This is a genomic window from Chitinilyticum aquatile DSM 21506, from assembly GCF_000430805.1.
GTDB classification, from domain to species: domain Bacteria; phylum Pseudomonadota; class Gammaproteobacteria; order Burkholderiales; family Chitinibacteraceae; genus Chitinilyticum; species Chitinilyticum aquatile.
On the sequence record NZ_KE387260.1, the window covers coordinates 196,177 to 212,467 of the forward strand.

14 protein-coding genes and 1 riboswitch are annotated in these 16,291 nt (G+C 62.8%); of the genes, 5 read left to right on the plus strand and 9 right to left on the minus strand.

Annotated features, from left to right (window positions below; genetic code table 11):
* Window positions 1-78: 78 nt before the first annotated feature.
* The 7 genes from ahcY to mgtE form a co-directional block, all read right to left on the minus strand.
* Complete coding sequence (ahcY, locus tag H559_RS0116405; RefSeq protein WP_028453563.1) at window positions 79-1,479, minus strand: adenosylhomocysteinase; 1,401 nt, start codon at window positions 1,477-1,479, stop codon at window positions 79-81.
* A gap of 68 nt (window positions 1,480-1,547) precedes the next feature.
* Window positions 1,548-1,625: riboswitch (S-adenosyl-L-homocysteine riboswitch) on the minus strand.
* Between the two features lie 47 nt (window positions 1,626-1,672).
* A complete protein-coding gene (locus H559_RS0116410) occupies window positions 1,673-2,245 on the minus strand; it encodes a GNAT family N-acetyltransferase (protein ID WP_028453564.1) in 573 nt (190 codons plus the stop codon).
* A gap of 7 nt (window positions 2,246-2,252) precedes the next feature.
* Complete coding sequence (locus tag H559_RS22950; protein ID WP_028453565.1) at window positions 2,253-2,708, minus strand: hypothetical protein; 456 nt, start codon at window positions 2,706-2,708, stop codon at window positions 2,253-2,255.
* A gap of 106 nt (window positions 2,709-2,814) precedes the next feature.
* Window positions 2,815-3,525, minus strand: a complete 711-nt coding sequence (locus H559_RS0116420; RefSeq protein WP_028453566.1) for an anaerobic ribonucleoside-triphosphate reductase activating protein — start codon at window positions 3,523-3,525, stop codon at window positions 2,815-2,817.
* 73 nt (window positions 3,526-3,598) lie between these two features.
* Complete coding sequence (gene nrdD / locus H559_RS0116425; RefSeq protein ID WP_028453567.1) at window positions 3,599-3,784, minus strand: anaerobic ribonucleoside-triphosphate reductase; 186 nt, start codon at window positions 3,782-3,784, stop codon at window positions 3,599-3,601.
* A 287-nt stretch (window positions 3,785-4,071) separates the two neighbouring features.
* Window positions 4,072-6,069, minus strand: a complete 1,998-nt coding sequence (locus tag H559_RS0116435) for a ribonucleoside triphosphate reductase (RefSeq protein WP_028453569.1) — start codon at window positions 6,067-6,069, stop codon at window positions 4,072-4,074.
* Between the two features lie 229 nt (window positions 6,070-6,298).
* Window positions 6,299-7,735: a magnesium transporter gene (mgtE, locus tag H559_RS0116440; protein WP_028453570.1), complete on the minus strand. Its 1,437-nt coding sequence runs from the start codon at window positions 7,733-7,735 to the stop codon at window positions 6,299-6,301.
* A 236-nt stretch (window positions 7,736-7,971) separates the two neighbouring features.
* Here mgtE and corA point away from each other — a divergent pair, with 236 nt between their 5' ends.
* Window positions 7,972-8,934 (plus strand): magnesium/cobalt transporter CorA, encoded by a 963-nt coding sequence (corA, locus tag H559_RS0116445; RefSeq protein WP_028453571.1) that lies wholly within the window; start codon window positions 7,972-7,974, stop codon window positions 8,932-8,934.
* A 177-nt stretch (window positions 8,935-9,111) separates the two neighbouring features.
* The gene (blaOXA, locus tag H559_RS0116450) at window positions 9,112-9,909 is read left to right on the plus strand and encodes a class D beta-lactamase (RefSeq protein WP_028453572.1); all 798 of its coding nucleotides are present in this window, start codon (window positions 9,112-9,114) and stop codon (window positions 9,907-9,909) included.
* A gap of 79 nt (window positions 9,910-9,988) precedes the next feature.
* Here the strand turns inward: blaOXA and H559_RS0116455 are convergent, their stop codons facing one another.
* Entirely contained in the window at window positions 9,989-10,312 is a 324-nt protein-coding gene (locus H559_RS0116455) for a rhodanese-like domain-containing protein (protein WP_028453573.1), read from the minus strand.
* A 167-nt stretch (window positions 10,313-10,479) separates the two neighbouring features.
* Here H559_RS0116455 and modA point away from each other — a divergent pair, with 167 nt between their 5' ends.
* The 3 genes from modA to modC are packed head-to-tail and all read left to right on the plus strand — an operon-like array spanning window position 10,480 to window position 12,961.
* On the plus strand, window positions 10,480-11,220 hold the full coding sequence (gene modA / locus H559_RS0116460; RefSeq protein WP_028453574.1) for a molybdate ABC transporter substrate-binding protein: 741 nt from the start codon (window positions 10,480-10,482) through the stop codon (window positions 11,218-11,220).
* A complete protein-coding gene (gene modB / locus H559_RS0116465) occupies window positions 11,220-11,894 on the plus strand; it encodes a molybdate ABC transporter permease subunit (RefSeq protein WP_028453575.1) in 675 nt (224 codons plus the stop codon). The genes modA and modB overlap by 1 nt, the downstream gene beginning before the upstream one ends.
* Window positions 11,891-12,961: a molybdenum ABC transporter ATP-binding protein gene (gene modC / locus H559_RS0116470; RefSeq protein WP_051279686.1), complete on the plus strand. Its 1,071-nt coding sequence runs from the start codon at window positions 11,891-11,893 to the stop codon at window positions 12,959-12,961. The genes modB and modC overlap by 4 nt, the downstream gene beginning before the upstream one ends.
* A gap of 93 nt (window positions 12,962-13,054) precedes the next feature.
* Here the strand turns inward: modC and H559_RS0116475 are convergent, their stop codons facing one another.
* Window positions 13,055-16,288 (minus strand): DEAD/DEAH box helicase, encoded by a 3,234-nt coding sequence (locus tag H559_RS0116475; RefSeq protein ID WP_028453577.1) that lies wholly within the window; start codon window positions 16,286-16,288, stop codon window positions 13,055-13,057.
* Window positions 16,289-16,291: the final 3 nt, after the last annotated feature.

Here is a 16,291-nt window from a genome sequence, read left to right on the forward strand (position 1 = left end):
AGTCATACCCATGAAAAATACCACGGCAAGCCGTGGTATTTTTCATTTCTGCGGGGCAGGTAGCGACCTGCCAACTGCTTAGTAGCGGTAGTGTGCCGGCTTGTACGGGCCTTCCACCGGTACGCCGATGTAGGCAGCCTGCTCCGGAGTGAGTACGGTCAGCTTGGCGCCAATCTTCTGCAGATGCAGGCGCGCCACCATTTCGTCCAGGTGCTTCGGCAGCACATACACACCGACCGGATACTGCTCGCGCTTGGTGAACAGCTCGATCTGCGCCAGCACCTGGTTGGCAAACGAGTTGGACATCACGAAGGACGGGTGGCCGGTTGCACAACCGAGGTTTACCAGACGGCCTTCAGCCAGCAGGATGATGCGCTTGCCATCCGGGAATTCGATGTGGTCAACCTGCGGCTTGATATTGTCCCAGTTGTACTGGCGCAAGGACGCGACTTCGATTTCGCTGTCGAAGTGGCCGATGTTGCACACGATGGCATTGTGGTGCATCGCCTTCATGTGGTCATGCGTGATCACGCCGACGTTGCCGGTGGTGGTGACGAAAATGTCAGCTTCGCCGGCGATGTCGTCCATGCGTACCACGCGGTAGCCTTCCATCGCCGCCTGCAGGGCGCAGATCGGATCGATTTCGGTCACCCACACGGTCGCACCCAGACCGCGCAGCGATTGCGCGCAGCCCTTGCCCACGTCGCCGTAGCCGAGCACGACGGCAACCTTGCCGGCGATCATCACGTCGGTGGCGCGCTTGATGCCGTCAACCAGCGATTCGCGGCAGCCGTACAGGTTGTCGAACTTGGATTTGGTCACCGAATCGTTGACGTTGATAGCCGGGAAGGCGAGCTTGCCCTGCTCGTGCATTTGATAGAGGCGATGCACACCGGTGGTGGTTTCCTCGGTCACGCCGATGATGGCAGCCAGACGGGTCGAGTACCAGCTCGGGTCCTTGGCGATCTGCGCCTTGATGGCGGCGTAGAGGACGGTTTCTTCTTCGTTGGTCGGATTGGCAACAAGGCTCAGATCCTTTTCGGCACGAGCGCCCAGATGCAGCAGCAGCGTCGCGTCGCCGCCGTCATCCAGGATCATGTTGGCGTATTCGCCGTTGCCAAAGTCGAAGATGCGATGAGTGAATTCCCAGTACTCCTCCAGCGACTCGCCCTTGTAGGCAAACACCGGCGTACCAGCCGCAGCGATGGCGGCAGCGGCATGATCCTGCGTCGAGAAGATGTTGCACGACACCCAGCGTACGTCAGCGCCCAAGGCTTTGAGCGCCTCGATCAGCACGCCAGTCTGGATGGTCATGTGCAGGGAGCCAGCAATGCGTGCGCCTTTGAGGGGCTGCTGCGCGCCGAACTGCTCGCGCACGGCCATCAGGCCCGGCATTTCCGTTTCGGCAATGTTCAGTTCCTTGCGGCCCCAGGCGGCAAGGCTGATGTCGGCAACGTGATAATCTTTGAATTCGGCCACGATCAAACTCCAATGTGGCCGGGTCGATGCGGCCCACCCGTCATCGAAACCCGGCAGGGTTTACACGAAAAGGGTGAGCGCCGTTGATGGTCTCCGAGCCTGACCATCGGCATGACATGCCTAAGGCTGCAGCGCTCCTCGGATGGACGGCATTCTAGCGCAAAGAGATCGTTTTTTTAAAGGCAACAATTGCTTAGACTGACTGCTGGCACTCCCAGTCTTGTCGCAACAGGGCAAACAGGCGCACATCGTGAAACGCCTCTTTCCAGTAACCGAACTGGCGCAAGATACCTTCCTCGCTGAAACCAAGGCGCTGCAGCAAGGCAATCGAACGGGGACTGACCAGATCGGTCGTCGCCGTCACCCGGTTCAGCTCGAATGGAAAATGACTGGAAAAACAGTAGTCCAGCATGCCACTGACGGCCTCACGGGCAAGGCCCTGCCCCCAGACATCGGGCAACAAGTCATAACCGATGGCAATACTGTGAAAAGCGGCATTCGGACTATGCACCCCGCATGTTCCAAGCAGCTGCTCTGGCTGCCCCTTGCGCGTGATCGCCCAGCGAAAGCCGCTGGCGACCGGATTGGCGTTGCCATTCAGAAAGTGCTGCAGCAGGGATATGGCTTCGGAAAGTGAACGCAGCGATGCCAGATCATAATGCTCGGTCACCCGGTCATCAGCAAACAGCGCATACAGCCCTGCGGCATCAGCGGACTGCAGCGGACGCAAGACCAGGCGTTCGGTAGCGAAGAGCGGTGCAATCATCGCGCACTCAATGCAGCGTCTGACCTGCTGCCGCACTCGCATCCAGCGCGATGGCTTCGGTACTTTCAGCCTCTTCCGGCACCGGGCGCAGCAGTGCGACCAGTCCGCGCGCTGCCGCCTCTTGCTGCAGGGTATCAGGCACCAACCCTTGCTCTTCAAAGCCCGCAGCCGCATACACCGGCATGTTTTGCTTGCTGACCAGCACCCAGCAGGCTTCGCGACCAATCCAGCGCCCGGCCTGCTGCAACAGCAGCGCCAGTACTTCGTCGTTTGGCGCGATCACGCCATCGAGCCGCATCAGCCCGCGCGCCATCACCACGCGCAGCGCGCCGCGGATTGCGCCATCTTCTTCGGCCAGCAGCACCATATCGGCCATCGTCGGCGGAGTCTCGCCTGCTGCGGCGTACAGATCGGCCAGTTTGCGGAATTCGGGCGGGGAAGCAAGACGGGCAACAAGCGGCATGACGGACTCCGGTAATGACACGATCACTGCATTAGACCCGATACCGCAATGAGCCGTCTTGATCGATGTCGAAACACTCGCCCGACAGGGCAAACCCGACAGCGGCTCAGGCCTGCCGCAGCGCAAACGTCCGGAAGCGGCTTTCCACCTGCTGCAGCGTGGCTGGCAGCGGGTAATTGGCGGAATGCGGCTGGCTGCACAGCGCCGCATCATGGCAGCCGTGCGGGCGGAAGTGCTGCAGCGCGTAATCCTGCACACCCAGCGCGGCCAGCTCGGTGGACAGCGCCAGCAGGTCGGCATCAGAGAGCAGGCCGGCGTGAATGGTAGTGCGGCATTCGAAAGCGACACCGGCATCCAGCAGCAGCGACAGCGATTGCCGGGCCGCCGCACCGCTGCCGGCCACCGTGGTGACGCGGGCGTAGTCGGCAAACAGCGCCTTCACGTCGAAGCCCACCCAGTCCAGCATCGGCAGGCAGGCTTTCAGCCGGGCCGGATAGGCGCCGCCGGTGTGCAGCGCGACGCCAAAGCCCAGCTCCTTCACGGCCGCGATCATCTCCGGCAAGCGCGGCTCGATCAGCGCTTCGCCACCGGAAAACACCACACCATCGAGCAGGCCGCGCCGGGTCGCCAGCCAGGCCAGCAGATCCGGCCATGGCGGTATCCCGCCCTGCTCTTCGCGGCTTTGCAGGTGCGGGTTATGGCAGTAGCGGCAGCGCCACGGACAACCGGCGATGAAAATCACGGCCGCCAACTGACCCGGCCAGTCGCAACTGGAAAACGGAATCAGGCCGCCGAGTCTGGGTGGTGCGCTTGACATGACATACTCCAGGTATTACCACGCAGCCCTTTCAAATAAATGGCTACATGGCAATACCCATTAACAAATGCAATTACTGGCAGCAGCCGCTGCGGCTTTCCTCGAAGAACTTGCGCTCGGCGAATTCGCCCTTCTTGCCGACGTTGAAGCTGGTGACGGGGCGGTGGTAGCCCATCACGCGGGTCCACACTTCGCAGCGGGTACGTTCTTCGTCTTTCAGCTCGACTTTGAAATTGGTTTGTACGGACAGATCGGTCATGGTTCTGGCTCCTGAAAAAGAAGGGGAGGACTTGCGCCCTCCCCAATGGGCTCAACAAAATCAGTGGTTTGCCCGGCTGCGGCGCCGTGATCAGGGCTCATGTGCTGCTCGGAATCCTCATTTACCTCGGTAAATTCCGGTTCACCCCAAGGGTACTTCCTTTGGGAGCCTGCGCTGCACTTCACCCTGCTGACGGCCCCTCGCTCGGGCCTGTGCCAGGTGGCATACAAATCGCCACCCTGTTTTCTCTGCGTCTTTGCGCCTCTGCGTTGGGTTCTGGCCGTCAATCAATCACAGCACTGCGCCTGTTTTTTTGCGATCAGCTCCGCATCGCACTTCGGGCAGAACTCGTGGTGACCACTCAGATAGCCGTGTTTCGGGCAGATCGAGAAGGTCGGCGTCACGGTGATGTAGGGCAGACGGAAACCGGCCAGCGATTTTTTCACCAGCGCCTTGCAGGCCTGCGCGCTGGAAACGGCTTCGCTCATGTACAGGTGCAGTACGGTGCCACCGGTGTACTTGCGCTGCAGCTCTTCCTGGCGCGTCAGCGCATCGAAGGGATCGTCGGTAAAGCCCACCGGCAGCTGCGAGCTGTTGGTGTAATACGGCTGATCCGTGTTGCCGGCCTGGATGATGCCGGGATAGCGCTTCTTGTCTTCCTTGGCAAAACGGTAGGTCGTGCCTTCGGCCGGCGTGGCTTCCAGGTTGTAGAGATTGCCGGTTTCTTCCTGGAAGTCGACGATCTTGGCGCGGATGTGATCGAGCAGCTTCACCGCAAAGGCATGACCTTCGGGTGTGGTGATGTCGTACTGGTCGCCGGTGAAGTTGCGGATCATTTCGTTGATGCCGTTCACGCCAAAGGTGCTGAAGTGATTGCGCAGCGTACCCAGATAGCGCTTGGTATACGGATAGAGGCCGCCATCGATCAGGCGCTGGATCACCTTGCGCTTGATGTCGAGGCTGGTGCGCGCCAGTTCGAGCAGCTCGTCGATGCGGGCAAACATGCCGGCTTCGTCGCCCTTGAACTCATAGCCGATGCGTGCGCAGTTGATCGTCACCACGCCGAGCGAGCCGGTCTGCTCGGCCGAGCCGAACAGGCCATTGCCGCGCTTGAGCAGTTCGCGCAGATCGAGCTGCAGGCGGCAGCACATCGAGCGCACCATCTGCGGCTCCAGATCGGAATTCACGAAATTCTGGAAGTAAGGCAGACCGTACTTGGCAGTCATTTCGAACAGCAGGTCAGTGTTCGGGTGATCCCAGGCAAAATCCTTGGTGATGTTGTACGTCGGAATCGGGAAGGTGAACACGCGCCCCATCGCGTCGCCTTCCATCATCACTTCGATGTAGGCGCGGTTGATCATGTCCATTTCGGTCTGCAGCTCGCCGTAGCTGAACGGCATTTCTTCGCCGCCGACGTAGGGGATCTGTTCGCGCAGGTCTTCCGGGCAGATCCAGTCGAAGGTCAGGTTGGTGAATGGCGTCTGCGTACCCCAGCGGCTGGGCACGTTCAGGTTGTAGATCAGCTCCTGGATGTACTGCTTGACCTGCCTGTAGCTGAGGTTGTCGACACGGATGAAGGGCGCCAGGTAGGTATCAAAGGAAGAAAATGCCTGCGCACCGGCCCACTCGTTCTGCAGTGTGCCTAAGAAATTGACAATCTGGCCGATGGCGGCGGAGAAGTGTTTGGGCGGCTTGGCTTCAACCTTGCCGGGGACGCCGTTGAAGCCTTCGTGCAGCAGCCTGCGCAGCGACCAGCCGGCGCAATAGCCGGACAGCATGTCCAGATCGTGGATGTGCACGGCGCCCGAGCGGTGCGCGTTGCCGATTTCCGGCGGATATACATGGTTGAGCCAGTAATTGGCGATCACCTTGCCGGACGTATTCAGGATCAGGCCACCGAGGCTCCAGCCCTGGTTGGCGTTGGCATTCACGCGCCAGTCCGACTGATCCAGATATTCGTTGATCGAGCTTTCCACATCGACGACGGTGCGCACGTCGGCACGCACGCGGGCGCGCTGGCTGCGGTAGGTAATGTAGGCACGCGCGGTTTTCAGGTGGCCCAGCGCCAGCAGCATCTCTTCGACGCTATCCTGAATCTGCTCGATGGTCGGCGCGGCATCAGATGGCAGCTGCTCGATCACCAGCGCGGTCAGACGGTGTGCCTTGGCCTCGTTGAACTCCCCCGTTGCCATGCCGGCCTGCGCCAGTGCCTTGGCGATCTTGGTGGCGTCAAAAGGGACCGTGCGCCCGTCACGTTTGACGACATATTCGGGGTGTCCAGCCATGATTGTGCTCCTGAGTGCGTTTGCGTTCAGGCACAATATATTGTGTTTAATGATTGATCGCGACACTACATGATGTAGACATTGACCAAGATCAAACCCTGACAGAAGAGAGAAAACCCTAACTTGACGGTATGCTCCGGCTGCCCAGCATCCACGCCGGCTGGCAGCGGATACGCCTTTTTCAGCTTACAAATCAGTGTGGCGCACAGGAAACAGTCGCCCGGATCCGCTACATCAGGAAGACCGTCGCCAGCCCCAGAAAGATGAAAAAGCCCATGCTGTCGGTCATGGCAGTCAGCAGCACCGAGGAACCGTAGGCCGGATCGCGGCCGAGTCGCTGCATCGCCAGCGGCACGCAGATACCGACGAGTGCCGCCACCTGCAGGTTCAGCACCATCGCGCCCATCATCACCAGTCCGAGGTCGACCTGCCGGTACAAAAGCCAGGCAATCAGCCCCAGCACACTGCCCCACAAGAGGCCATTGAGCAGCGCAATGCCCATTTCCTTGATGATCAGCCGCGGCGCATTGCCGGCATTGATCTGCCCCAGCGCGATGCCGCGGATGATCAGCGTGATCGTCTGCGTGCCGGTATTACCGCCGATACCCGACACAATCGGCATCAGCGTGGCCAGCGCCACCAGATGTGCAATGGTGGCCTCGAAGGCACCGATCACGCGGCTGGCGAGAAAGGCCGTGCAGATATTGAGCGCCAGCCAGGGCCAGCGGTTTTTCGATGACGACCACACACTGGAAAACAGGTCTTCATCCTTCAAACCCGCCAGCGAAAGCACTTCGGCCTCGGATTCTTCCTGGATCACGTCAACCATCATGTCCACAGTCAGGCGACCGATCACCACGCCATTGCTGTCGAGCACCGGTGCGGACACCAGATCGTAGCGGCTGAACGCCTGCGCGGCCTCGCCGGCGTCGTCATGGCCGTGGAATACCACCACGTCCCTCGCCATCACGTCGGCAACACCCTTCTCGGGGTCATTGAGCAGCAGGTGCTCCAGCGGCAGCACGCCCTTGATGTGGCGGCGCTCGTCCACGACGAAAAGCTTGTCGGTGTGCGTGGGCAATTCACTGAAGCGCCGCAGATAGCGCAGCACGACTTCGAGGGTGACGTCATCGCGGATCGTCACCATGTCGAAATCCATCAGCGCGCCGACTTCGTCATCCCGGAAGGTCAGCGCCGTTTCCACCTGCGCCAGTTCGTCAGCGTCGAGCGTGGTGAACAGCTCCTGCTGCACCGCCTGCGGCAGGTCCGGCACCAGATCGGCCAGCTCGTCGGCATCGAGCTCGCTGGCGGCCGCCAGGATCTCGTGCGTGGTCATGTCCGCCAGCAGCGACTCACGGACCGAATCGGAGACCTCCAGCAGTACCTCACCCTCATCCTTGCTGGCAACGAGCTGCCAGACCATTCCCCGGTCATTCAGCGGCAGGGCTTCAAGGATATGCGCGATATCGGCGGGGTGAAGGCTGGCGAGCTTCTTCTCCAGCTCGGCGACGTTCTGCTTGTGCACCAGCTTTTCCACCAGATCATGCTTGGGCATGTCCTGCTTGTGCACCATGCCCTCGATCAGCCGGTGGCGCTCCAGCAGGCGCATCACCTGCTGCAGGGTCTGCTGCAGGCTGTCGGAAGAAGTGCGGCTGGTTTCGCTCATGCAGGGTCCACGCAGAAAGAAGGGAAAAGGAGCAAGGGATTAAGCGATTTTAACAGCCATCGATGACAAGTCTGCGCGTATAATCGCCGCGCCGCACCAGGCCGGGCCTTGCCCGGCGCAAAACGCCAGATGAAAATCAAAGTGCGTGCCGTATCTTTGTCATGCATTTTTCCAGGCATAGTCTGGAAAACGGATTACAGGCTGCTTGTCTGCGGCCTGCCAGGGGGAAAATAACAATGTTGAATGCATTCGTACTGAGTGCCGGCCGCCTGATGCAGGTACCCGCACTGACCCCCGACGACCTGAAGCGCCCCGAGGTGCTGTGGGTCGACATGGTCGACCCCACCGACGAAGAGCGCGAGCTGGTGCAGCGCGTTTTCCGCCTCGAGCTGCCCGAAGACGAAGAGCTGCTCGATCTGGAAGAATCCGCCCGCTGCTACATGGATGACAACGGGCTGCACATCAGCTCGTTTTTCCTGCACAACGACGGCGCGGAATCGTCCAACGTCACCGTCTCCTTCCTGCTGAATGAGGGGCGGCTGCTCACCATCCGCCAGGAAGAACTCGCCGTTATCCGGCTTTTCCGCCTGCGCGCGCGCGTGCAGCCCGGCTTTGTCGCCACGGCACAGGACATTCTGCTGGCGATTTACGACGCCGCCGTCGAATACGACGCCGATGTGCTCGAAGACATCTACGCCAAGCTCGACGAGGTCAGCCGTCGCGTGCTCGACCGCACCCGCGAAATGACGGACGAGCTGATGGGCGAGGCACTGGCCGAGCTCGCCGGCCACGAAGACACCAACGGCAAGGTGCGACTCGACCTGATGGACACCCGCCGCGCGCTTTCTTTCCTGCTGCGCAGCCGCACGCTGGGCACCGAGCAGGAAAACAATCTGCGCGAAATCCTGCGCGATCTGGAATCGCTGAACAACCACAGCGCCTTCCTGTTCGAGAAGATCAACTTCCTGATGGATGCGGTGATGGGTCTGATCAATCTGGCGCAGAACAAGATCATCAAGATCTTCTCGATTGCCAGCGTGGTGTTCCTGCCGCCAACACTGGTCGCGTCGATCTACGGCATGAACTTCGCCAAGATGCCGGAACTGGCGCAGGACTGGGGCTATCCGGCCGCGCTGGTGCTGATGGTGATCTCCGGCATCGCCCCCTACTGGTTCTTCAAGCGCAAGGGCTGGCTGTAAGCTGCCGGGCGGGATAGGTCATACCCCATCCCGCCACGTTGCCTGACTTCAAATGGCTGCAGCCATATACCCGGAAAATTTGCATTTAACACCCCGACACAAGGGCATTTGTTTACAGTCAGGCGGGCTGCTAGAACGCTATGCTGCATGGGTTCATCTCTTGCGCAGTGCACACCCATGAAAACCCTGCTCCTGCTGGCACTGGCCATCTTCGGCCTTGCCAATGCCGCCCCGGCGCCCGCATTCCGAGAAGATCCGCAGATCGCCGCGCTGTTCGAACAGGCCGGCGTACGCGGCACCTTCGTCGTCCTTGATCCAGCCAGCAATACGCTCACCGGCCACGATGCCGCACGGGCCAGCACCCGCTTCATCCCGGCGTCGACCTTCAAGATTCCGCACAGCCTGATCGCCCTCGACACCGGCGCGGTAACCGGCGTCGACGAAGTGTTCTTCCGCTACGCGGGCCAGCCGGCGTTTCTTCCCAGCTGGAAGCAGGACATGAATCTGCGCCAGGCAATCAGCACGTCGAATGTGCTGGCGTATCAGGAGCTGGCCCGGCGCATCGGCCTGCCGGCCGAGCAAAAGCAGCTGCGGCGGCTCGGCTATGGCAACGCCAGCACCGGCAAGGATCTCGAGCGCTTCTGGCTGGATGGCGCGCTGAGAATCAGCGCAATCGAGCAGACCCGCTTCCTTGCGCACTTGGCACAAGGCTCCCTGCCCTATCCGGCCGCATATCAGGCGGCGGTGCGCGACATCAGCAGACTGGAAAGCGGTGACGGCTGGGTGCTCTACGGCAAGACCGGCTGGGCCACCAGCAGCAAACCCGGCACCGGCTGGTTCGTCGGCTGGGTCGAGCGCGACGGGCGGGTTTACCCCTTCGCGCTGAACATGGACATCACCAGCGCCGATGAACTGCCCAGGCGCATCGAACTGGCCAGAGCCAGCCTGCAGGCGCTGGGCATTCTGGGAAACTGAAGGGTATAGCCCTGCAGCCAATCAATATAAAAGGCTTCAATCCCATACCCTGCGGCAACCCGGGTTGCCACCCGCAGACTCAGTAACGCGGGAACGCCTGATCAACCTCGTCGGCCCAGGCGGCGACGCCACCGGTCAGGTTGATCACCGTCTCGAAGCCGCTGCGTTCCAGAAACATCGCCACCTGATAACTGCGCACGCCGTGATGGCAGATCACCACGGTCGGTGCATCGGGGTCGAGTTCCTGCTGGCGGGCGGGGATTTCGCCCATGGCAATGTGCGTGATGCCCGGCAGCGCGCAGTGCTGGACTTCCCAGCCTTCGCGCACGTCGAGCAGCACCGGCTTGCTGCGGGTTTCGTCGGCCAGCCATTCGGCCAGCTGCAATGGGCTTAGATGCTGCATGGTTATTCCTTTGCAAATGACAACGGGGCAGCCCGCAGGCCGCCCCGTTCATGAAGACGCAACTTTACCCGAAGCCGCGCGCGTCCACCATCCGACTACGGCCATCCTGCGTATTGCGGCCAATGGCATCTGCGGCTAGGGTATGGCTTTGCCCCGGAATTTCCGCCATGCGCCTGCCTGTCCTGCTGTTTTGCGCACTGCTGCCGCTTGCCGCTCACGCCGACACCATCCCCGTCGCCGTTGCCGCCAACTTCATGCCGGTAATGCAGAAACTCGCGCCCGGTTTCGAGAAACAGTCCGGCCACACGCTGCAGCTTTCCTCCGGCGCGACCGGCAAATTCTACGCGCAGATCCGGGCCGGCGCGCCCTTCATGGTGCTGCTGGCGGCCGACGACAGCACGCCGCTGAAGCTGGAACAGGAAGGCCTGGGCATTACTGGCACGCGCTTCAACTATGCCACCGGCCAGCTCGCGCTGTGGAGCCCGGTCGACGGTGCGGTGGACAAGGATGGCGCGGTGCTGAAGCTGGCGAATTTTCGCAAACTCGCCATCGCCAGCCCCAAAGCCGCCCCCTACGGCCAGGCGGCAATGGAAACACTGCAGGCACTGAAACTCGACGCTACGCTCGCGCCCAAGCTGGTGCAGGGCGAGAGCATCGCGCAGACCTACCAGTTCGTCGCCACCGGCAATGCCGACTTCGGCTTTGTCGCGCTGTCGCAGATCATGGAAAACGGCAAGTTGCGCGCAGGATCAGTCTGGATTGTGCCGGCCGCGCTGCACCAGCCCATCCGCCAGGACGCGATTCTGCTGAAACCCGGCGCCAACAGTGCCGGCGCCCGCGCACTGCTCGACTACCTGAAAACACCCGCTGCTCGTGCCGTGATGCAGCAGTACGGTTACCGCTTCTGATGTTAAGCCCTGATGACTGGTCGGCGATTCGCCTGACCGTGGAACTGGCCAGCGTCACGACGCTGCTGCTGCTGGCGATTGGCATTCCACTGGCCTGGTGGCTGGCGCGCAGCCGCTCGTGGCTGGCGCGGATTACCGCCGCGCTGGTGACGATGCCGCTGGTGCTGCCGCCGACCGTTATCGGCTTCTACCTGCTGATCGCCTTCGGCGCGAACGGGCCGTTCGGCCAGCTCACCCAAGTTCTGGGGCTGGGGCTTTTGCCCTTTACCTTTGCCGGCCTCGTGATCGCGTCGATCCTCTATTCGCTGCCCTTTGCCATTCAACCCCTGCAGCAGGCCTTCCGCGCGATCGGCCCGCGCCCGCTGGAGGTCGCCGCCACGCTGCGCGCCTCGCCACTCGATACCTTCGTGCATGTCGTGCTGCCGCTGGCGCGCCCCGGCCTCATCACCGCTGCGGTGATGAGCTTTGCGCACACGGTCGGCGAATTCGGCGTGGTGCTGATGATAGGCGGGAATATCCCGCAAGAAACGCGGGTGATTTCGGTGCAGATTTATGATCATGTTGAAGCGCTGGAATACGCGCAGGCGCACTGGCTGTCCGCCGGCATGCTGGTTTTCAGCTTTGCCGTGCTGCTGGCGCTGAATCTGCTCAACCGGCGCGAGGCGGCGGCATGACGATCAGGGCCGATCTGACACTGACGCGCGCCGCACACTGCACCCGCGCCGACCTGACGCTGCCGGGGCGCGGTGTGACGGCGCTGTTCGGGCCGTCGGGCGCGGGCAAGACGACCATCCTGCGCATGCTGGCGGGGCTGGAGCGCGGCGCCGGCAGCCTGCATGTGAATGGCGAATGCTGGCAGGACGACGCGCGCAGGGTTTTCCTGCCCGCACACCGCCGCGCGCTCGGCTATGTGTTCCAGGAGGCCAGCCTTTTCCCGCATCTGGATGTTCGCGCCAATCTGCTGTTCGGCTACCGGCGCATTCCCGACCAGCAACGCCGCATCGCGCCGGAGGCGGCGATTGAGCTGCTCGGCATCAGGCCGCTACTTGCACGCGCGCCGGCGCAACTGTCCGGCGGCGAACGCCAGCGCGTGGCGATTGCGCGCGCGCTGCTCACCTCGCCGCAACTGCTGCTGCTGGACGAGCCGCTGTCGGCGCTCGATGCCCGCCGCAAGGATGAGGTGCTGCCCTGGCTGGAACGGCTGAACAGTGAGCTCGACATGCCAGTGGTGTATGTCACGCACAGCATCGACGAAGTCTGTCGCCTGGCCGATCACCTCGTGCTGCTCGAAGCCGGCCAGGTTGCCGCCAGCGGGCCGCTGGCCGATACGCTGGCGCGGCTTGACCTGCCTGCCGCTTTCGAGCTGGAAGCCAGCGCCGTGCTGGAGGGCTGTGTCACGGCCGTCGACAGCCAATACCAGCTGGCGACGCTGCGCTTTGCTGGTGGCGAGCTGAAAGTCGCCGCTGGCGAGCTGCAAAGCGGCCAGACCCGCCGCGTGCGCATCCACGCGCGCGATGTGAGCCTGGCCCGCAGCGAAGCCCGCGACTGCAGCATCGTCAACCGCATCCCCGCCACCGTCACCGCCATCAGGCCAGCCAGCCAGCCGGGGCAGGTGCTCGTGCAACTCGACGCTGGCGGCAGCCTGCTGCTGGCGCGCATCACGCGGCTGTCACTCGACATCCTGCAACTCGCAGCCGGTCAGCAGGTGTGGGCGCAGATCAAGTCGGTGGCGCTGCTGTAAACCACAGCGGCAGATGGACATACCTACAGCCATATAAAGCCACAGCCATTTAGAATAAAAGGCTACGAAGCAATACCCCTTGCATTCACCGGATTACTCCAGCGGTGAAAACAGCGCGGACAGGTCACCCGCCTCGAGCTGGGCGGCACGCTCGCCGGCCTCGCCGTAAACGCCGTCTGCCAGCGCCTTCTTGCGATCCTTCATGGCCTGCATTTTTTCCTCGACGCTGCCAGCACACACCAGCTTGTAAACAAACACCGGTTTGTCCTGCCCGATGCGGTACGCGCGGTCGGTGGCCTGGTCTTCGACGGCCGGGTTCCACCATGGGTCGTAATGGATCACCGTGTCGGCCGCGGTGAGGTTCAGGCCCACCCCGCCGGCTTTCAGGCTGATCAGGAATACGGGCACCTCGCCATTCTGGAAACGCTCGACCGGCGTGGCGCGGTCTTTCGTCTGCCCGGTAAGCTTTACATAGCTGATCTGGCGTTGTTTCAACTCATCCTCGATCAGCGCCAGCATGCGGGTGAACTGCGAAAAGACCAGAATCCTGCGGCCCTCTTCCAGCAATTCGGGCAGCAATTCCAGCAGCATCTCGAGCTTGGCCGATTGCTGCACCGTTCTGGCCTGGGCGAGATTGACCAGCCGCGGGTCGCAGCAGACTTCGCGCAATTTGAGCAGCGCATCCAGAATCACGATCTGGCTGCGCTTGAAGCCCCTGGCGGCAACTTCCTGCCGCACCTTTTCCGAGAGTGCCAGCCGCACGGTTTCGTAGAGATCGCGCTGGGCGCCCTGCAATTCGGTCATGCGGATGATTTCGGTTTTCGGCGGCAACTCGGTTGCCACCTGTTCCTTGGTGCGGCGCAGCAGGAAGGGGGCGACGCGGCGGCTAAGCTGCTGACGGCGCTCGCCATCGGCCTGCCTTTCGATCGGCACGCGAAAGAGCGCATTGAAGGTCTTTTCCGCACCGAGAAACCCCGGCATCAGAAAGTCGAACAGCGCCCACAGTTCGCCCAGATGGTTTTCCATCGGCGTGCCCGTCAGGCACAGGCGGTGGCGGGCAGAGAGTTCGCGTACCACCACGGCCGACTGCGATTTCGGATTCTTGATCGCCTGCGCTTCGTCGAGCACCAGCAGGTGCCAGGCCTGTTCCTGCAAGATGCCGGCATCGCGGCACAGCAGCGGGTAGGTGGTCAGCACCAGATCGTGCGCGGCGATATCGCCGAACAGCGTCTTGCGGTCATTGCCGTGCAAGAGCAGCACGCGCAAATCCGGCGCGAATTGTGCGGCTTCGCGCTGCCAGTTGAACATCAGGCTGGTCGGCGCGACGACAAGGCAGGGGCGGTCGAGCCGGCCGGCGGCTTTTTCATGCGCGATGTGCGCGAGCGCCTGCACGGTTTTGCCAAGCCCCATATCGTCGGCCAGGATGCCGTTGAGCCCGTATTCGCGCAGGAACTGCAGCCAGCTCAGACCCTGCTGCTGATAGGGGCGCAGCGTGGCCTGGAAGCCTGCCGGCGCGGCCAGCGGCGTAATGCCCTGGAAGCTGCGCAACCGGTCGCCCAGCTCGCGCAGGCGCGTGCCGCCCGACCAGGCAAAGTCGCCCAGATCGGCCAGCCGCCCGGCGTGGCTGAACGGCAGGCGCAGCGGCGCATCGGTCCGGACTTCGGCATCGAACAGCTCGGTCAGCGTGGCCAGTATGGGCTTCAGGCGCTCGCCGGGCAGCTTGAGAAAGCGCCCGCCGCCCGCCGGCAGCAGCAGGCTGTCCGCCTCGCCCAGCGCGGCGAGCTGGTAATCGGCCGGTGCCTTGCGGATAGCATCGACCAGCAGCGGCAGCAGGCTGATCTTTTCGCCCTCGACGACGATGCCCATGTCGAGGCCGAACCAGTCTTCCTGTTCGCCGTCCTCGTCGAGTTCGGCCCACCAGCTTTCGGGACTCAGCACGCGCAGGGCGGCATCGCCGGCAAGGGTCACCTGCCAGCCGGCCGCTTCCAGCGCGGCAACGCCGTGCTGCAGAAAGGCGAGCACGTCAGCCGGCGCACTGAGCGCGCGGTCCTCCGGGCCCAGCTGGTGCAGCAGCGGTGCCAGCGCCGGGCATTCCCACACATAGCTGTCGGGCAGTGCGGCAAGCCAGGCATCTTCCGCAGCCAGCTCGCGCTCCAGCAGCCGGCCGTCGGGCAGGTGATTGAGCGGCTGCTTGGGCACCGGCTTGATGACTGCATCCGCATAGGCGAATCCGGGCTGCAACAGCAGCACGTCGGCAGCCAGCCCCGGCGGGCGGCTGACGGCCAGCTGCGGTTGCGGTGCTACGCCACTGATGATGCGCTCGCGCGCGCTGGCAGGCAGGCGCAGGCCGGTTTTGCCCCATTCGGCCGTCTTGCAGCTGGCGAGCTCGACCCACACGGCCTCCGGCAGCGGTGGCGCGGCAAGCACCGCGCGCAGCTGGACTGCATCGAGCGGGCTGACAGCCTCACCACACTCGCCGGTTTCCGCATTGATCCAGCACGGCCGATCAAAGGGTATCAGCTCACAGCCCTCTGCAATAAAGGGCTTTGGCTGCATACCGGCATCATCGCCCTGCCAGTCGATACGAACATCGCGCGGACCGGCCCAGTGCAGCAGCGGGCCATCCTGCTGTTGCAACTGGCAGCGCCCGCTTTGAGCGAGCAATTGCAGCACCATCGCGCCGACATGCAGCGGCAGGGGCTGCTTCAGCGGATCGGCGCGATAGAAGCTGCCACTGCTGAGCAGGCGGAACAGCGAGATGTCATCCGGCTGCACATAGGCCGGCACCTGATAATTCGACAGCACCTTGTCGAGATTCGGCCGCTTGGGCGTGGACCATTTGCCATTCTTGAGGCGGTATTGCACCTGGGCTTCCAGCCGCAATACCGGCAAGCCGCGCTCGCTACCGGGAGTCAGCACATAGCGGATGTGCTCTTCGTTGCGGTGCGCCTGCGGCAGCGATTGCAACAGGTTGTCGAGCCAGTGCCGGGCTGCCCGCAGCTGTCTGGCCTGTGCGGCTTCGGCGGCGGCAGATTCGTCGGCCACGCCTTCGGGCTGGCTTTCCAGCAACTGCAGCAGGGTGGCCGCAATGTGCTTGCAGTCGTGCGCCACCGGGCAGGCACACACCGCGCTGATCACCCGCCCCTGACGAAACGCAACGTGCACCGGGTAGGTGTGCGTGCCATGCACCAGCGCATCGGCGCCACGGGCCGACACGGCATCGATCTGCACGCGGCCCTGCCGCAGATAATCGCGCCCGCGCGTGACCATCACGGCAGGCAGCAGAGCCAGGGCTTTCAGCAGTTCGGGACGTTCCGGCAAGGGCATGCA

What these genes read in the sequence shown, in the direction of transcription:
- H559_RS0116410 (WP_028453564.1), bottom strand. Translation starts at nt 2,245, where the DNA reads ATGATTGCACCGCTCTTCGCTACCGAACGCCTGGTCTTGCGTCCGCTG.
- H559_RS22950 (WP_028453565.1), bottom strand. Translation starts at nt 2,708, where the DNA reads ATGCCGCTTGTTGCCCGTCTTGCTTCCCCGCCCGAATTCCGCAAACTG.
- H559_RS0116420 (WP_028453566.1), bottom strand. Translation starts at nt 3,525, where the DNA reads ATGTCAAGCGCACCACCCAGACTCGGCGGCCTGATTCCGTTTTCCAGT.
- nrdD (WP_028453567.1), bottom strand. Translation starts at nt 3,784, where the DNA reads ATGACCGATCTGTCCGTACAAACCAATTTCAAAGTCGAGCTGAAAGAC.
- H559_RS0116435 (WP_028453569.1), bottom strand. Translation starts at nt 6,069, where the DNA reads ATGGCTGGACACCCCGAATATGTCGTCAAACGTGACGGGCGCACGGTC.
- mgtE (WP_028453570.1), bottom strand. Translation starts at nt 7,735, where the DNA reads ATGAGCGAAACCAGCCGCACTTCTTCCGACAGCCTGCAGCAGACCCTG.
- corA (WP_028453571.1), top strand. Translation starts at nt 7,972, where the DNA reads ATGTTGAATGCATTCGTACTGAGTGCCGGCCGCCTGATGCAGGTACCC.
- blaOXA (WP_028453572.1), top strand. Translation starts at nt 9,112, where the DNA reads ATGAAAACCCTGCTCCTGCTGGCACTGGCCATCTTCGGCCTTGCCAAT.
- H559_RS0116455 (WP_028453573.1), bottom strand. Translation starts at nt 10,312, where the DNA reads ATGCAGCATCTAAGCCCATTGCAGCTGGCCGAATGGCTGGCCGACGAA.
- modA (WP_028453574.1), top strand. Translation starts at nt 10,480, where the DNA reads ATGCGCCTGCCTGTCCTGCTGTTTTGCGCACTGCTGCCGCTTGCCGCT.
- modB (WP_028453575.1), top strand. Translation starts at nt 11,220, where the DNA reads ATGTTAAGCCCTGATGACTGGTCGGCGATTCGCCTGACCGTGGAACTG.
- modC (WP_051279686.1), top strand. Translation starts at nt 11,891, where the DNA reads ATGACGATCAGGGCCGATCTGACACTGACGCGCGCCGCACACTGCACC.
- H559_RS0116475 (WP_028453577.1), bottom strand. Translation starts at nt 16,288, where the DNA reads ATGCCCTTGCCGGAACGTCCCGAACTGCTGAAAGCCCTGGCTCTGCTG.